The organism is Pseudomonas sp. CFBP 8758 (assembly GCF_014841725.1).
Taxonomy (GTDB): Bacteria; Pseudomonadota; Gammaproteobacteria; order Pseudomonadales; family Pseudomonadaceae; genus Aquipseudomonas; species Aquipseudomonas baltica.
The window spans coordinates 282,924-298,068 of sequence record NZ_JACYUK010000005.1 but is presented as its reverse complement, the minus strand read 5'-3'; the positions used below and the strand labels follow the sequence as shown (position 1 = coordinate 298,068).

Annotated in this window: 15 protein-coding genes; 4 read left to right on the top strand and 11 right to left on the bottom strand. The window is 64.1% G+C overall.

Annotation, left to right across the window (positions count from 1 at the left end; genetic code table 11):
- Positions 1-94: 94 nt before the first annotated feature.
- Complete coding sequence (locus IFT75_RS13155; protein WP_192055129.1) at positions 95-946, top strand: SDR family oxidoreductase; 852 nt, start codon at positions 95-97, stop codon at positions 944-946.
- A gap of 18 nt (positions 947-964) precedes the next feature.
- On the opposite strand, the gene IFT75_RS13150 is transcribed toward IFT75_RS13155, so the two are convergent.
- The 6 genes from IFT75_RS13150 to IFT75_RS13125 all read right to left on the bottom strand — a co-directional run bounded on the left by IFT75_RS13150 (position 965) and on the right by IFT75_RS13125 (position 6,203).
- Positions 965-1,699 (bottom strand): hypothetical protein, encoded by a 735-nt coding sequence (locus IFT75_RS13150; RefSeq protein WP_192055128.1) that lies wholly within the window; start codon positions 1,697-1,699, stop codon positions 965-967.
- Positions 1,700-1,758: 59 nt separating this feature from the next.
- Positions 1,759-2,139, bottom strand: coding sequence for a RidA family protein (locus IFT75_RS13145; RefSeq protein WP_122716145.1), 381 nt, complete (start codon positions 2,137-2,139; stop codon positions 1,759-1,761).
- Between the two features lie 31 nt (positions 2,140-2,170).
- Entirely contained in the window at positions 2,171-4,282 is a 2,112-nt protein-coding gene (gene spoT / locus IFT75_RS13140; protein WP_122479968.1) for a bifunctional GTP diphosphokinase/guanosine-3',5'-bis pyrophosphate 3'-pyrophosphohydrolase, read from the bottom strand.
- A gap of 63 nt (positions 4,283-4,345) precedes the next feature.
- Positions 4,346-4,609, bottom strand: a complete 264-nt coding sequence (gene rpoZ, locus IFT75_RS13135; RefSeq protein ID WP_043192179.1) for a DNA-directed RNA polymerase subunit omega — start codon at positions 4,607-4,609, stop codon at positions 4,346-4,348.
- A 97-nt stretch (positions 4,610-4,706) separates the two neighbouring features.
- Positions 4,707-5,327 (bottom strand): guanylate kinase, encoded by a 621-nt coding sequence (gmk, locus tag IFT75_RS13130; protein WP_122479967.1) that lies wholly within the window; start codon positions 5,325-5,327, stop codon positions 4,707-4,709.
- A 12-nt stretch (positions 5,328-5,339) separates the two neighbouring features.
- Entirely contained in the window at positions 5,340-6,203 is an 864-nt protein-coding gene (locus tag IFT75_RS13125) for a YicC/YloC family endoribonuclease (protein WP_122479966.1), read from the bottom strand.
- Positions 6,204-6,450: 247 nt separating this feature from the next.
- On the opposite strand from IFT75_RS13125, the gene rph reads away from it, so the two are divergent.
- Positions 6,451-7,173, top strand: a complete 723-nt coding sequence (rph, locus tag IFT75_RS13120; RefSeq protein WP_122479965.1) for a ribonuclease PH — start codon at positions 6,451-6,453, stop codon at positions 7,171-7,173.
- A gap of 156 nt (positions 7,174-7,329) precedes the next feature.
- Here the strand turns inward: rph and IFT75_RS13115 are convergent, their stop codons facing one another.
- Positions 7,330-8,109 carry an exodeoxyribonuclease III gene (locus IFT75_RS13115; protein ID WP_043192186.1) on the bottom strand — a complete coding sequence of 260 codons (780 nt, stop codon included), beginning with the start codon at positions 8,107-8,109 and terminating at the stop codon, positions 7,330-7,332.
- Between the two features lie 82 nt (positions 8,110-8,191).
- Here IFT75_RS13115 and pyrE point away from each other — a divergent pair, with 82 nt between their 5' ends.
- On the top strand, positions 8,192-8,833 hold the full coding sequence (gene pyrE, locus IFT75_RS13110) for an orotate phosphoribosyltransferase (RefSeq protein WP_122479964.1): 642 nt from the start codon (positions 8,192-8,194) through the stop codon (positions 8,831-8,833).
- A gap of 31 nt (positions 8,834-8,864) precedes the next feature.
- The gene (locus IFT75_RS13105) at positions 8,865-9,437 is read left to right on the top strand and encodes a DUF4124 domain-containing protein (protein WP_244652752.1); all 573 of its coding nucleotides are present in this window, start codon (positions 8,865-8,867) and stop codon (positions 9,435-9,437) included.
- A gap of 405 nt (positions 9,438-9,842) precedes the next feature.
- Here IFT75_RS13105 and argB read toward each other — a convergent pair whose 3' ends face one another.
- The 4 genes from argB to coaBC form a co-directional block, all read right to left on the bottom strand.
- Positions 9,843-10,748 (bottom strand): acetylglutamate kinase, encoded by a 906-nt coding sequence (gene argB, locus IFT75_RS13100; protein WP_043192190.1) that lies wholly within the window; start codon positions 10,746-10,748, stop codon positions 9,843-9,845.
- Between the two features lie 24 nt (positions 10,749-10,772).
- Entirely contained in the window at positions 10,773-12,197 is a 1,425-nt protein-coding gene (locus IFT75_RS21415) for a phosphomannomutase/phosphoglucomutase (protein ID WP_244652751.1), read from the bottom strand.
- Positions 12,198-13,355: 1,158 nt separating this feature from the next.
- Positions 13,356-13,811 carry a dUTP diphosphatase gene (gene dut / locus IFT75_RS13090; protein ID WP_122479962.1) on the bottom strand — a complete coding sequence of 152 codons (456 nt, stop codon included), beginning with the start codon at positions 13,809-13,811 and terminating at the stop codon, positions 13,356-13,358.
- An 8-nt stretch (positions 13,812-13,819) separates the two neighbouring features.
- A complete protein-coding gene (gene coaBC, locus IFT75_RS13085; protein WP_122479961.1) occupies positions 13,820-15,028 on the bottom strand; it encodes a bifunctional phosphopantothenoylcysteine decarboxylase/phosphopantothenate--cysteine ligase CoaBC in 1,209 nt (402 codons plus the stop codon).
- Positions 15,029-15,145: the final 117 nt, after the last annotated feature.

Sequence of the window (15,145 nt, the reverse complement as noted above, 5' to 3'; positions counted from 1 at the left end):
TTAGCAAAAGTAATAATGTAACTTATTTAATTCCGCTGGCCGCCAAAGCCCCGGCGCAGGTAGGCTCGACGCCTGACATTCAGGAGCCCTGCGCATGACCTCACCCACTGTATTGATAGCCGGTTGCGGCGATATCGGCAGTCGCGTCGCCCGCCGTCTGTTGGCGCTGAACTGGCGCGTGTACGGCCTGCGGCGACAGGTCGAGCAGCTGCCCACCGGTGTGCTCGGCGTCGCCGCCGACCTGCATCAGGCACGATGCCCCGACGCCTGGCCACGGGAGCCCCTGGATTACCTGCTGTATTGCGTGGCCGCCACCCAGCATGACGAGGCGGGTTATCAGGCGGCCTATGTCGACGGTCTGCGCCATGTGCTGGCCTGGTTGGCAGAGAACCGGCAGACACCCAGTCGAATAGTCTTCGTGTCCAGCAGCAGCGTGTACGGACAGAGCGAAGGGGAGTGGGTCGATGAGACCTCGCCGGTAGCGCCAGGCGGATTTTCCGGGCAGCTGATGCGCAAGGCCGAGCAACTGGCGCTGAACGCCCCGGTGCCGGCGACCGTTGTGCGCTTGACCGGCATCTATGGTCCTGGCCGTGAGCGGTTGGCGGCTCAGGTGCGCGAGGGGTATCAGGTCGCGTCGCAGCCACCGCTGTATGGCAACCGCATTCACGCGGACGATGCCGCCGGCCTGCTGGCGTTCGTGCTGCAAGCGGATGCTCGGGGTGAGGTGCTGGACGATTGCTATATAGGTGTCGACGACGCCCCGGCAGCACTGCACGAGGTCGTGGACTGGCTGCGGGCGTACCTTGGCGTCACCCATCGGTCGCAGACCCAGAGCATTCGCCGCACCGGTTCCAAGCGCTGCAGCAATGCGCGCGCCAAGGCGCTCGGCTGGCTGCCGCAGTACCCCACCTACCGTGAGGGCTACGCAGCCTTGCTGGAACGATAATCGTGCATTCGCCTGGTGTTACTTGCTGAGCAACCAGCGCCGGGTGCCGGGCACCAGGTTGGGCATTTCGTCATCCTGGGCCTGGTTGAGCGCCTGCAGGATTTCCAGTTGGTTGCCGTTGCGACGAAAGATGAACGCATTGCCGCGCTGTTGCTGTTCCAGCCACATGCTGTCGAACTCGCCACTCATGGCGGCGCAGTCGCCCGCCAGGCACAGCGCATAGCGATCCAGGCCGGCCAGCCCGTCGATGCGGCCGTCGGGAAGGAAATGCGCCACGCCGCCCTTGCCCGGGCCTTCGACCACTTTCCAGTCGCCGCCCATGTAGGCGGTATACAGCGCCTGTTCGAACGTGGCGCCCGCTGGCGTGTCCGCACGCACGGGCGTCGCCGACTTGCTGAACGTCTGCACCGGGCTGTTATCGCTCGCTGCCTGCTGCAGGGTATCGCCGTCGACCTTCAGGGTGTCTTCGCCGTTACCGTAGAAGTCCACCTTGAGCTGGCCGTCGGCCTGGGGCAGCAGCTTGCCTTCGCCCTCTTCGAAGCCATTGCTGAACCGGGCCTGGCCGGCCACGGTGTCGATCGACCACTCCAGGGTCGGGCCGTTGGCCAGCAGCGCCTGGCGCAGGCTTGCGCCCTTGGCCGCGGCATCGATGGCTTTCTGATTGATCCAGACGCCGTTGGGGTCCACGTTTTCGTGGCTGGCGCAGCCGCCCAGGAACAGGGCGGCCAGAGATAGGGCGAGCGCGTGACGCATGAAGGAAGTCCTTGCTGGCGAACGGCGCTGCAGCCAGTGGCCGCAGCGCGCGAAGCGGCTTATTCGATGACCAGGATAGCGTCCATTTCAACCTGCGCGCCTTTGGGCAGGGCGGCAACGCCAATGGCGGCACGGGCCGGATAGGGCTGCTGGAAATAGCGGCTCATCACTTCGTTGACCGTGGCGAAATGGCCCAGGTCGGTCAGGAAGATGTTGAGTTTGACGATGTCCTTGAACGAACCACCGGCCGCCTCGGCCACCGACTTGAGGTTCTCGAAGACCTGCACGGTCTGGGCTTCGAACCCTTCGACCAGCTCCATGGTAGTGGGATCCAGTGGGATCTGGCCGGACATGTAGACGGTATTGCCAGCCTTGATGGCTTGGGAATAGGGGCCGATGGCGGCCGGGGCCTTGTCGCTGGTGATTACGGTCTTGGTCATGAACAGCTCCTTGAAATGAAGGTTCTGCGCCTCACGCACGCACACGCGTGAGACGGGTGACGCCTGCCAGGGCGCGCAGTTTCTTGATCACGCGAGCCAGGTGCACGCGGTCGTGCACGCTGACCACCAGCTGGACCACGCTGATGCGGCCATCGCGTTCGTCCATGCTGATTTTCTCGATGTTGCCATCGGCCGCGTTGACGCTGCTGGCCAGCAGCGCGATCAGGCCGCGCTGGTGTTCGAGCTCCACGCGCAGTTCGACATTGAACTCGCCCGTGACGTCCTTGGCCCAGCCCAGCTGGATGCACTTCTCCGGATTGTGGCGGATTTCGCTGATGTTGCGGCAGTTTTCCAGGTGGACCACCATGCCCTTGCCCGCCGACAGGTGACCGACGATCGGGTCGCCGGGAATCGGCGTGCAGCACTTGGCATAGCTGAGCACCAGGCCTTCGGTGCCGCGGATGGCCAGCGGCCCCTCGGGGCTGGGCAGCTGCTCGCCGCCATCGGTCGCCAGCAGGCGTCGAGCCACCACATAGGCCATGCGGTTGCCCAGGCCGATGTCTTCGAGCAGGTCTTCGATGAGTTCCAGGCGGTATTCGGCCAGCATCGCCTGAATGCGCTCGGCGGGGATCGTGTCCAGAGCGCTGTCGAAACCATTGAGCACCTTGTTGAGCAGGCGTTCGCCCAGGTTCACCGACTCGGAGCGGCGCTGCAGCTTCAGGGCGTGGCGAATGTGCGTGCGGGCCTTGCCGGTGACCACGAAGTTGAGCCAGGCCGGGTTGGGCCTGGCGCCGGGCGCGCTGACGATTTCCACCGTCGAGCCGCTCTGCAGCGGCTCGGAGAGCGGAGCCAGGCGTCGGTTGATGCGGCAGGCAATGCAGCTGTTGCCCACGTCGGTGTGCACCGCATAGGCGAAGTCCACTGCGGTGGAGCCTTTGGGCAGCTCCATGATGCGACCCTTGGGGGTGAACACGTAGACCTCGTCCGGAAACAGGTCGATCTTCACGCTCTCGATGAATTCCAGCGAGTTGCCGGCACGTTGCTGCATTTCCAGCACGCCCTTGACCCACTGGCGGGCACGGGCATGGGTGCCCTTGGGCTGTTCGTCGTCGCTGGACTTGTACAGCCAATGGGCAGCGATGCCGTTGTTGGCCATCTCTTCCATTTCACGGGTGCGGATCTGGATCTCGATGGGCACGCCGTGCATGCCGAACAGGGTGGTGTGCAGCGACTGGTAGCCATTGGCCTTGGGGATCGCGATGTAGTCCTTGAAGCGACCCGGCAGCGGCTTGTACAGGTTGTGCACGGCGCCCAGCACGCGGTAGCAGGTGTCGACCTTGTCGACCACGATGCGGAACGCATACACATCCATGATCTCGTTGAAGGCACGACGCTTGCCGCGCATCTTCTTGTAGATGCCATAGATGTGTTTCTGCCGCCCGCTGACATCGCCCTCGATGCCATCCACCGACAGGCAATGGGCCAGGGACTGCTCGATCTTGTTGACCAGTTCCTTGCGATTGCCCCGGGCGCGCTTGACGGCCTGGTAGATACGCGCCGAGCGCATCGGGTACATGGCCTTGAAGCCCAGGTCCTCGAATTCGACGCGCACGTTGTGCATGCCCAGGCGGTTGGCGATGGGCGCGTAGATCTCCAGGGTTTCCTTGGCGATGCGCCGGCGCTTTTCGCCGGACAGCACCTCGAGGGTGCGCATGTTGTGCAGGCGGTCGGCCAACTTGACCAGGATGACGCGGATATCCCGGGCCATGGCCATGGCCATTTTCTGGAAGTTTTCCGCCTGGGCCTCGGCCTTGGTCTCGAAGTTCATCTGGGTCAGCTTGCTGACCCCGTCGACCAGATCGGCCACGGTTTCGCCGAACTGGGCACTGAGTGCTTCCTTGGCGATACCGGTGTCTTCGATCACATCGTGCAGCATGGCCGCCATCAGGCTCTGATGGTCCATGTGCATGTCGGCGAGAATGCCTGCCACCGCCAGCGGATGCGTGACGTAGGCTTCACCGCTGCGACGGCGTTGGCCGTCGTGGGCTTGTTCGGCGTAGAAGTACGCTCGGCGGACCAGGTTGACCTGTTCCTTGCCGAGGTAGGTCGACAGGCGATCGGCGAGGGCGTCTATGCTCGGCAAGGGAAAACCTCCTGCCGATGTGGGATAGAACCTCGCGCCGTACAGCGTCGACCGGGCATGGACTCAGACGGCCTCGTTGGCCTCGTCTTCGAACGCTGCGAAGAGGGGCTCGTCTTCAACGATTTCAGCTTCAGCGATAGCAGCATAGTCGATCAGGCCTTCGGCGATTTCACGCAGGGCTACCACGGTAGGCTTGTCATTTTCCCACGCCACTTTCGGCTCTTTGCCGCCGGTCGCCAGTTGGCGAGCGCGCTTGGTGGAGAGCATGACCAGCTCGAAACGGTTATCCACGTGTTCTAGGCAGTCTTCAACGGTTACGCGGGCCATGGTCTTCCTCGTAGCAAATGCGATTATGCGCGCAGCCCGGATGGGCGAGCGGACTAGACAGTTTAAAAAATCACCAGCGTTTAGGGAAGCTTTGTTTTCAGGCAAGCAGCTCGGCCAGCAAATTGCCGTGCCTTTGCTGCTGCGCCTGCTGCTGGAGGCGGTTGGCGCGAAACACCGCTTTCAGGTCTTCCAGGGCCGAGGCGAAGTCGTCGTTGATGATCAGGTAATCGTATTCCACATAGTGGCTCATCTCGCTGACCGCTTCGCGCATGCGCGTCTCGATGATCTCGTCGCTGTCGGTGCCGCGGTTGGTCAGGCGCTGGCGCAGCGCCAGTTGCGAAGGCGGCAGAATGAAGATCGAGCGCGCCCCTGGCATCAGCCGACGCACCTGCTCGGCGCCTTGCCAGTCGATTTCCAGGATCAGGTCGTGGCCTTCGTCGAGCGTCTGCTGCAGGTGGCTCTGGGACGTGCCGTAGAGGTTGCCGAACACTTCGGCCTGCTCCAGGAAATCGCCATGGCCGATCATGTCTATGAAGGTTTCGCGGTCGACGAAGTGGTAGTTCACGCCGCAGGCTTCGCCTGGCCGCATGGCGCGGGTGGTATGCGAGACCGAGACGCGAATGGACGGCTGGGCGTCGATCAGGGCCTTGACCAGGCTGGTCTTGCCAGCGCCCGAAGGGGCCGAAACGATGTACAGGGTGCCGGTGCTGTGGTTCATGAAGGGTTGGCCTTACTCAATGTTCTGCACTTGTTCACGCATCTGCTCGATCAACACCTTGAGGTTGACGGCAGCCTGCGTACTACGTGGGTCGAAGGCTTTGGAGCCCAGGGTGTTGGCTTCGCGGTTGAGTTCCTGCATGAGGAAATCCAGGCGTCGGCCGGCGGCGCCGCCGGCCTTGAGCACGCGACGCACTTCGGTAACGTGGGTGGCGAGGCGATCGAGCTCTTCGGCCACGTCGCTTTTCTGCGCCAACAGGACCATTTCCTGCTCCAGGCGCTGCGGATCGAGTTCGACCTGCAGGTCGGCGCAGCGATCGAGGATCTTCTGCCGTTGCGTGCTGAGCATCTGCGGTACCAGGCTGCGCAAGGTGGCGACCTCGCTGCTCATGGCATCGAGCCGGTCGTTGATCAGTCGGGCCAGTTCGGCGCCTTCGCGCACGCGGCCATGCTTCAGCTCGGCCAGCGCCTGAGCGAACAATTCGTTGGCCGCCGTGCTCAAGGCCTGCGGATCGCTGGCATCGGCCACCAGCACGCCAGGCCAGGCCAGCACTTCCAGCGGGTTGAGTGGCGCAGGCTGCTTGATCAAGCCGGCGATGGTCTCGGCGGCGGCTATCAGTTGGGTGGCGCGTTCACGATCGACCTGCAGGGGCTGGCCGCCGGTTTCCTCGGTGTAGCGCAGGGTGCATTCGACCTTGCCGCGCGAGAGGCCCTGGCGCAGAGCTTCGCGCACCGAGCCTTCGAGGTCGCGCAGGGCCTCGGGCAGGCGCAGGTGCGGTTCCAGGTAGCGGTGATTGACCGAGCGCAGCTCCCAGCTCAGGGTGCCCTGGGCCGCGGCGCGTTCGCAGCGGGCGAAGGCGGTCATGCTGTGCACCATGGGGGGAAACCTCGCAGGCGGTGGAGGATGAATCGAGGCGCAGGATTGTAGCGCAACCTGGCGCTGGCTCCCAATGCTGCCTTGTCCATCCCCGCATGGCATTGCACACACTGTGGCAGCGGGCGGGCGGTGAGCCCTGTGCCGGCGCAGAGGCCATCTGCAATGTCCCGCTCAGACCCCGCGCGGGCAATTCGTGGTCGGACGCCCTATAATGCCCGTCAGATTTGAGTCCAGTACAGGTATCCCGATGAAACGTCCAAGTGGTCGCGCCGCCGATCAGCTCCGCTCGATCCGCATCACTCGCAACTACACCAAGCACGCCGAAGGGTCGGTGCTGGTAGAGTTCGGCGACACCAAGGTGATCTGCACCGTCAGCGTCGAAAACGGCGTTCCGCGCTTCCTCAAAGGCCAGGGCCAAGGCTGGCTAACCGCCGAATACGGCATGCTGCCACGCGCCACCGGCGACCGTAACCAGCGTGAGGCGAGCCGTGGCAAGCAAGGCGGTCGCACCCTGGAAATCCAGCGCCTGATCGGCCGTTCGCTGCGCGCAGCGCTCGACATGAGCAAGCTGGGCGACATCACCCTCTACGTCGATTGCGATGTGATCCAGGCTGATGGCGGTACCCGTACCGCGTCCATTACCGGTGCCATGGTGGCGTTGGTCGATGCCTTGAAAATGGTCAAGAAGCGCGGCGGCCTGAAAGGCGGCGATCCGCTCAAGCAGATGATCGCTGCAGTATCGGTGGGCATGTATCAGGGCGAGCCGGTCCTGGACCTGGACTACCTGGAAGACTCCGCCGCCGAGACCGACCTCAACGTGGTGATGACCAGCACCGGTGGTTTCATCGAAGTGCAGGGCACCGCCGAAGGCGCGCCGTTCCAGCCCGCCGAGCTGAACGCCATGCTGGCGCTGGCTCAGCACGGCATGGAAGAAATCTTCGCCTTGCAGAAAGTCGCCCTGGGCGAGTGATGCAAACCTCTGTGGGGGGGGGCAGGCTCTCTCCAGGGGCGAGCTTTTCATAGCAACGGGCCTTTTGTGGAAGAGGGCCTTTTGTGGTGTTTCAAGCTCTGCAAGAAGCAAACAAAAAAGCCGACCTCGAAGGGTCGGCTTTTTTGTGCCTGGCGATCAGATCGTCAGGGTCCAGTCGTAGTCCACGATCAGTGGCGCATGCTGGGAAAAACGCGGCTGGCGCGGCAGGCGCGCGCTGCGCACGAAACGTCGCAGGCCAGGTGTGAGCAGCTGGTAGTCGAAGCGCCAGCCCAGGTTGAGCATCTCGGCCTGTTCGTTGTCGGGCCACCAGCTGTACTGGTCGCCTTCGCGGCTGACTTCGCGCAGTGCGTCGACGTAACCCATGTTGCCGACGATTTCGTCCATCCAGGCGCGCTCGGGTGCCAGGAAGCCCGGCGACTGCTGGCTGTCGCGCCAGTTCTTGATGTCGAGTTTCTGTTGCGCTACATACAGCGAGCCACAGTAGATGTATTCGCGACGCTTGCGCCGTTGCTTGTCCAGGTACTTGCCGAAGTCGTCCATGAGCTTGAACTTCTGGTTCAAGTCTTCATCGCCGTTCATGCCCGAAGGCAACAGCAGGGTGGCAATACTGAGCTTGTCGAAATCTGCCTGCAGATAACGCCCGTAGCGGTCGGCTGTCTCGAAACCCAGCCCACTGATGACCGCCTTGGGTTGCAACCGCGAGTACAGCGCCACGCCGCCTTGGGCGGGCACTTCGGCATCGCATGCATAAAGGAAGTAGCCGTCCAGTTGGAAGGCGGCATCGTCCAGTTCAAAGGCGGAAGCACGGGTGTCCTGCAAGCAGATGACGTCGGCATTCTGGGCCTGCAGCCAACTGAGCAACCCGCGCTCGACTGCCGCCTGAATACCATTGACGTTCACACTGATGATCCGCATACATGGCCCCAAAAATCTTGTGCGTGTATGATACCCGAGCTCTACCTAATTAGCTAAATCCGTGGTATCCGGGACTTTTTCGATGCAGGCCTATCAGCGCGACTTCATTCGTTTTGCCATTGATCGAGGCGTTCTGCGTTTCGGCGAATTCACCCTGAAATCAGGGCGTACCAGCCCTTATTTCTTCAATGCCGGCCTGTTCAATACCGGCGCCGCACTGGCCGAACTGGCGCGCTATTATGCCGCAGCCATCGTTGACAGCGGCATTGCCTTCGACGTGTTGTTCGGCCCTGCCTACAAGGGTATTCCCCTGGCGGCCGCCACTTCCGTGCAACTTGCCGAAAGGCACCAGCTGGACGTGCCCTGGTGCTTCAATCGCAAGGAAGCCAAGGCGCACGGTGAAGGTGGCAGCCTGGTCGGCTCGCCGTTGGCCGGCAACGTGCTGATCATCGACGACGTGATCACCGCCGGTACGGCCATCCGTGAAGTGATGCAGATCATCCAGCAGCAGGGTGCCACTGCTGCTGGAGTCATGATCGCCCTGAATCGCCAGGAGCGTGGCAACGGCGAGCTGTCGGCCATCCAGGAGGTGGAGCGTGACTTCGCCGTGCCGGTGGTCAGTATCGTTTCGCTGAACCAGGTGCTGGAATTTCTCGCCGACGATGCGCAGCTCAAGCAGCATCTGCCGGCGGTCGAAGCCTACCGTGCGCAATACGGTATCTGAGCACGTGCGTCTGAGCCTGGCGGTGGCGGCGATGAGCCTGCTGCCGGTGCTGGCGGCAACGGCGGCCGAGGCGCCGGGCATGCTGCTCTATCGCTACGTCGATAGCCGGGGCGTGACCGTGCTGGATCGCCAGGGCGTGCCCCCGGAGTACGTGGGCAAGGGTTACCAGGTGCTCAACCAGACCGGTCGGGTGGTGCAGACGGTGCCACCTGCACCCACGGCCGAGGAACTGCGTCTCAAGCAGCAGGCCGATGTGCAGGCGCAGGCCGATGCGCAGCTGCTCGAGCGCTATCCATCGGTAGAAGAGCTGGACAAGGCCTGTGCCCGTCGCCGGGCGGAAATCGATGCGCTGATTGCCGTGGCCACGGCGAACGTGAAGACTTTGCAGGGTCAGCAGGCGACATTGCAGGGGCAGGCTGCCGCCCAGGAACGTGCAGGTCAGGAGGTGTCGACGTCGATGCTCGACCAGCTGCGTGATGTGCACGCTCAAGTCGCCGAGCTGCAAACCCGCATCGCCAGGCTGCAGCAATCGCGCAGCGAAGCCGACGCCGGCTTTGCGCAGCAGCGAACCCAACTGGTCAAACTTCTCGAAAATCCCCTGTAGCAGCGGCGCAAGCCGCGTCGGGCCTTACCGCGTTCTGCCTGATGCACCGCATTCACCGCCGACGCGGCTCGCGCCGCTGCTACAGGGGAGCATTCATCGCCGACGCGGCTCGCGCCGCTGCTACAGGGGAGCATTCACCGCCGACGCGGCTCGCGCCGCTGCTACAGGGGAGCATTCATCGCCGACGCGGCTTGCGCCGCTGCTACGGGGGGGCATTTACCGCCGACGCGGCTTGCGCCGCTGCTACGGGGGGCATTTACCGCCGACGCGGCTTGCGCCGCTGCTACAGGGATCGTTTGCGGGCGACGCGGCTTGTGCTGCTGTTACAGGGGGTCGGGAATTCTGTAGCAGCGGCGCGAGCCGCGTCGGCGATCGCTGCGGTGCGTCTGGCGCACCGCTGTCGGATCAACCGATTTTCTTGTTGCTGATCAGGGTACCGACACCGCTGTCGGTGAAGATTTCCAGCAACACGGCGTTGGGAACGCGGCCGTCGATGATGTGCGAGGTGGTCACGCCGCCCTGGACCGCTTCCAGTGCGCAGCGGATCTTGGGCAGCATGCCGCCATAGATGGTGCCGTCAGCGATCAGACCGGCGACCTGCTCGGTGGTCAGGCCGGTCAGTACATTGCCTTCCTTGTCCATCAAGCCGGCGATGTTGGTCAGCAGCATCAGCTTCTCGGCCTTGAGCGCCTCGGCCACCTTGCCCGCTACCAGATCGGCGTTGATGTTGTAGGACTCACCGTCCGGGCCGACGCCGATGGGCGCGATCACCGGAATGAAATCACCGTTGACCAGCATGTTCAGCAGATCGGTGTTGACCCCGGTGACTTCCCCGACGTGGCCGATGTCGATGATTTCCGGCTTGGTCATTTCAGGCGTCTGGCGAGTCACCGTGAGCTTGCGCGCGCGGATCAGCTCGGCGTCCTTGCCGGTCAGGCCGATGGCGCTGCCGCCGTGGCGGTTGATCAGGTTGACGATGTCCTTGTTGACCTGGCCACCCAGCACCATCTCCACCACGTCCATGGTCTGCGCATCGGTAACCCGCATGCCGTCGACGAAATGGCTCTCGATGGACAGGCGCTTGAGCAGGTCGCCGATCTGCGGCCCGCCGCCGTGCACCACCACCGGGTTGATGCCGACAGCCTTCATCAACACGATGTCACGGGCGAAACCGGTCTTGAGCTCTTCGCTCTCCATCGCGTTGCCGCCGTACTTGATCACCAGGGTCTTGCCGACAAAGCGGCGGATATAGGGCAGCGCTTCGGACAATACCTTGGCGACGTTGGTGGCGGCATCACGTTCGAGGGTCATGCGGGGCTCCAGTGAAACAAGTGGTCAGAACGGTAGGTGCAGGTCAGGTGCGACTTTCAACAGCTGGGTACGGAAGACGCCCTGGATTCGTTCGAGTTCCTCGGCGTCTTCGGCTTCGAAGCGTGTCACCAGCACCGGCGTGGTGTTGGAGGCACGGACCAGGCCCCAGCCTCTAGGGTAGTCCACGCGCACGCCATCGATGGTGGTGAGCTGCGCGTCGCCCCACTGGGCGCTTTGGTGCAAGGCGTCGATGAGGCCGAATTTGCTGTCTTCGGTCACCGGGATATTCAGTTCGGGCGTGGACACGTCGTCGGCGAATGCAGCGAACACCTCTTCGGCGCTGAGGTTTTCCCGGCTGAGGATTTCCAGCAGTCGCGCGGCGCTGTAGATGCCGTCGTCGAAGCCGAACCAGCGCTCCTTGAAGAAGATGTGCCCGCTCATTTCCCCGGCCACCAGCGCGCCAGTGCGCTTCATCTCTTTCTTGATCAGGGAATGCCCCGTCTTCCACATCACCGGACGCCCGCCGTGCTCCTTGATCAGCGGGCCCAGGCGGCGCGTGCACTTGACGTCGTAAATCACGTCGGCACCGGGATTACGCGACAGCACATCGCGCGCGAACAGCATCAGCAGGCGATCGGGATGGATGATGCGACCGGTATTGGTCACAACGCCCACACGGTCGGCGTCGCCATCGAAGGCCAGGCCCAGGTCGGCGCCGCTTTCGTCCACCTTGGCGATCAGTGCCTGCAGGTTGGCGGCCTTGCTCGGGTCCGGGTGGTGATTGGGGAAATGCCCGTCGACCTCGCAGAACAGCGGGATGACCTCGCACCCCAGGGCCTGGATCAGTTCCGGGGCTACCACCGCGCCGGCGCCGTTGCCGCAGTCGACCACCACCTTGAGTCGACGGGTGAGCACGATGTCATCGCGGATCTGCGCGACATAGCGCGGCAGGATGTCCACCTGTTCGACACTGCCCTGGCCCTGGCTGAGGTCGTTGTGCAGCAGGCGCTGGTGCAATGCCAGGATCTGTTCGTTGGCCAGCGTGTCGCCGGCGATCACCACCTTGAAGCCGTTGTAGTCAGGCGGGTTGTGGCTGCCGGTGAGCATCACCCCGGAACGTCCGGTCAGCACGTGGTTGGCATAGTACAACGCCGGTGTCGGCACCAGGCCCACGTCGCTGACGTGGCAGCCGGCGTCGACCAGCCCCTGGATCAGCGGCTGCACCAGCTCCGGCCCGGACAGGCGTCCGTCCCGGCCGACATTGACGTTGGCCTCGCCCATGGCCAGGCTTTGCGCACCGACGGCGCGGCCGACCCAGTAGGCCGTGTCGGCATTCAGGGTACTGCCGACGATGCCGCGGATGTCATAGGCGCGAAAGATCCCGTGGGGCAGCGCCGGTGGCAGGGTGCCTGGGTCAGGGTCAGGCTCCGCCGCGTCGACTTCGAGCATGTCGGTGTCCTGAAAGATCGGATTGGTCCAATTGTCCGCAGCAGGCGCTGGCGCAGCGGCAGTGCCGTCGGTGGGTTGCGCGCTGCCTTCACGCAGCGACAGCCGCGCCAGGCCCTGTGCCAGGCCGTTGAGTGGCGCCAGGCTGAGGCCGAACGCCTTGACCGCCTTGCCGCCGGACAACTCGTCGAGCAACTGCTCGAGTTGCCGCGCATCGGCCTCGATGCGCGCATACAGCTGGCGCTGGGCGAGACGCACCGCCAGCGCCGCGCAGCCAATGGCAATTGCCGCCGCCAGCATCATCAGGCCCAGCGAACTCCAGGCGAAGGGCGGTTGGAACAACGGCCCCGGGCTGAATTCCAGGCGCCAGTTGGGGTTGGAAGTCGCATACGGATAGCGTGTGGCAGACGCGTTGCTGCCTTGCTCGACCAGCAGTTGCGGTGGGCTGCCCAGTACGCTTTGCTGCAGGCGCAACTGGCCGAACTCGGCGTCGGGCAATGCCAGCGCCTTGACCAGTGGCTGCATGTCGAACCCCAGCAGCAGTGTGCCCAGCACGGGTGACTGCGGGCCTTGCTGGACGGCCGCGACGGTGTAGATCCACCAGCGTCCGTTGACCTTGTAGGCTTCAGGCGGGGTGGCAACACCGCGTTCGGCGCGGCTGAGCATGTCCAGTACGGCAAAATTGATCGGGGCCGCGCCCTGCTGGTCGACCTTGGCCTGTCCCGGCAGGTTCAGGCGCACGCCTTGCAGGCCGTCGATCAACGGCACTGCATTGGCGGCCTGGGCGATACCTGCGGGGTCCTGGCTGGCCAGCGCGGCCATGAGTGCAGGTGAATGGGCCAGGGCGGCCGCCTGGCCGGCCTGACGCGCGATCGCAGCGTCCAGGCCCGCGGTGAAAGGCGCGGCGGCACTCGCCTCGGCGTTCTGGAAGGCGCGGCCGGCCAGCGGTGCAACTACCAGAAACCAGATCAGCAGCAGGGCGGCAAGTACCCCGGCAATGGCGAGCAGCAACGCCTGGTTGCCGGCGTTGGGCCGTGCGTTCGAAGCCTGGCCGTGCTCGGCCGTCTTGGCATTGCGAGGAAATCCTTTCACCTGTCATCTCCGCATTGAACGCGTTGGAACGGCATGGTCTCGCCACGGCCGCCTGCTCTGCATGGCCGTTTACTGGGTGCCGGAGTGACCGAAACCGCCGGTCCCGCGCTGGCTTTCGTCGAAGCTTTCGACCAGCTCGAAATGGGCTTGCACCACCGGCACCAATACCAGCTGGGCGATGCGCTCGCCCACTGTCAGGGTGAACTCGGTGTGGCCACGGTTCCAGCACGAAACCATCAGTTCGCCCTGGTAATCGGAGTCGATCAGGCCGACCAGATTACCCAGCACGATGCCATGCTTGTGGCCCAGGCCCGAGCGCGGCAGGATCAGCGCCGCCAGGGCCGGATCACCGATGTAGATCGACAGGCCGGTAGGAATCAGCAAGGTCTGCCCAGGTGCCAGCAGTGTGTCTTGCTGCAACATGGCGCGCAGGTCCAGGCCGGCGGAGCCGGGTGTGGCGTAGTGCGGCAGCGGGAAGTCCCGGCCCAGGCGTGGGTCGAGGATTTTGGCTTGAAGGGCGTGCATGAATGTCGTTAAACCTGATCGAGGCGCTTGGCGATGAAGGAAACCAGCTGGCGGGCGATCTTGCCCTTGCTGGTCTGGGCGAAAGCAGTGGTCTGCAGCTGGCGGTCGATCACGCTGCAGGCGTTTTCTTCGCTGTTGAAACCGATGCTGGGGTTGGCGACGTCGTTGGCCACGATCAAATCCAGGTTCTTGTCCTGGAGCTTGCGCGCGGCATAGTCGAGCAGGTGTTCGGTTTCGGCGGCGAAGCCGACGCTGAATGGGCGGTCGGCGCGGCCGGCGATGGTCGCCAGGATGTCCGGGTTGCGCACCATCTGCAGCAACAGGCCGTCACCGCTGGCCGGGTCTTTCTTGAGCTTCTGCGCGGCCACCACTTCGGGGCGGTAGTCGGCCACGGCGGCGGATGCGATGAACACGTCGCAGGGCATGCCGGCTTCGCAGGCAGCGAGCATGTCGCGTGCGCTGACCACATCGATGCGCGTCACGCGGTCGGGCGTGGGCAGGTGCACCGGGCCACAGATCAAGGTGACGCGGGCGCCGGCCTCGACGGCCGCTTCGGCCAGGGCAAAGCCCATCTTGCCGGAGCTGTGGTTGGTGATGTAGCGCACCGGATCGATGTTTTCCTGGGTCGGGCCGGCGGTGATCAGCACGTGCTTGCCGGTCAAGGCCAGGTGCTCGAAGCAGTCGGCCGCGCACAGCGCAAGCTCGGTGGCTTCGAGCATGCGGCCCAGGCCGATGTCGCCACAGGCCTGGCTACCCGCAGCCGGGCCGAAGACTTTCAGGCCACGGCTGCGCAGCAGGTGCAGGTTGTCCTGGGTGGCCGGATCGCGCCACATGGCCTGGTTCATGGCCGGCGCGATGGCCACGGTGGCGTCGGTGGCCAGTACCAGCGTAGTCAACAGGTCGTTGGCCATGCCCTGCGCCAGGCGCGCCATCAGGTCGGCAGTGGCGGGGGCGATGAGCACCAGGTCGGCCCATTTGGCCAGCTCGATATGGCCCATGGCAGCTTCGGCAGCAGGGTCGAGCAGGTCCATGTGCACCGGGTGGCCGGAAAGCGCCTGCAACGTCAGCGGCGTGATGAACTCGCTGCCGCCCTTGGTCATTACCACGCGTACTTCGGCACCCTGTTCCAGAAGCCTACGTACCAGCTCGGCGCTCTTGTAGGCGGCAATGCCGCCGCCGACGCCCAGAATGATGCGTTTTCGATACAGCCGCTGCATAGGCCTGCCTTTATCATCTGGTAATAACACCACGGTGAAACCGCCTCCCGGGGCCGGGTCGCCGTGCAAAAAGTTGCGCTAAGATAGCACAGCGCTCGCTATGGAACAGCGAGGCTC

What these genes read in the sequence shown, in the direction of transcription:
- rpoZ (WP_043192179.1), bottom strand. Translation starts at nt 4,609, where the DNA reads ATGGCCCGCGTAACCGTTGAAGACTGCCTAGAACACGTGGATAACCGT.
- IFT75_RS13115 (WP_043192186.1), bottom strand. Translation starts at nt 8,109, where the DNA reads ATGCGGATCATCAGTGTGAACGTCAATGGTATTCAGGCGGCAGTCGAG.
- gmk (WP_122479967.1), bottom strand. Translation starts at nt 5,327, where the DNA reads ATGAACCACAGCACCGGCACCCTGTACATCGTTTCGGCCCCTTCGGGC.
- IFT75_RS21415 (WP_244652751.1), bottom strand. Translation starts at nt 12,197, where the DNA reads ATGCTCGAAGTCGACGCGGCGGAGCCTGACCCTGACCCAGGCACCCTG.
- IFT75_RS13145 (WP_122716145.1), bottom strand. Translation starts at nt 2,139, where the DNA reads ATGACCAAGACCGTAATCACCAGCGACAAGGCCCCGGCCGCCATCGGC.
- dut (WP_122479962.1), bottom strand. Translation starts at nt 13,811, where the DNA reads ATGCACGCCCTTCAAGCCAAAATCCTCGACCCACGCCTGGGCCGGGAC.
- IFT75_RS13125 (WP_122479966.1), bottom strand. Translation starts at nt 6,203, where the DNA reads ATGGTGCACAGCATGACCGCCTTCGCCCGCTGCGAACGCGCCGCGGCC.
- IFT75_RS13155 (WP_192055129.1), top strand. Translation starts at nt 95, where the DNA reads ATGACCTCACCCACTGTATTGATAGCCGGTTGCGGCGATATCGGCAGT.
- IFT75_RS13150 (WP_192055128.1), bottom strand. Translation starts at nt 1,699, where the DNA reads ATGCGTCACGCGCTCGCCCTATCTCTGGCCGCCCTGTTCCTGGGCGGC.
- IFT75_RS13105 (WP_244652752.1), top strand. Translation starts at nt 8,865, where the DNA reads ATGAGCCTGCTGCCGGTGCTGGCGGCAACGGCGGCCGAGGCGCCGGGC.
- coaBC (WP_122479961.1), bottom strand. Translation starts at nt 15,028, where the DNA reads ATGCAGCGGCTGTATCGAAAACGCATCATTCTGGGCGTCGGCGGCGGC.
- argB (WP_043192190.1), bottom strand. Translation starts at nt 10,748, where the DNA reads ATGACCCTCGAACGTGATGCCGCCACCAACGTCGCCAAGGTATTGTCC.
- rph (WP_122479965.1), top strand. Translation starts at nt 6,451, where the DNA reads ATGAAACGTCCAAGTGGTCGCGCCGCCGATCAGCTCCGCTCGATCCGC.
- pyrE (WP_122479964.1), top strand. Translation starts at nt 8,192, where the DNA reads ATGCAGGCCTATCAGCGCGACTTCATTCGTTTTGCCATTGATCGAGGC.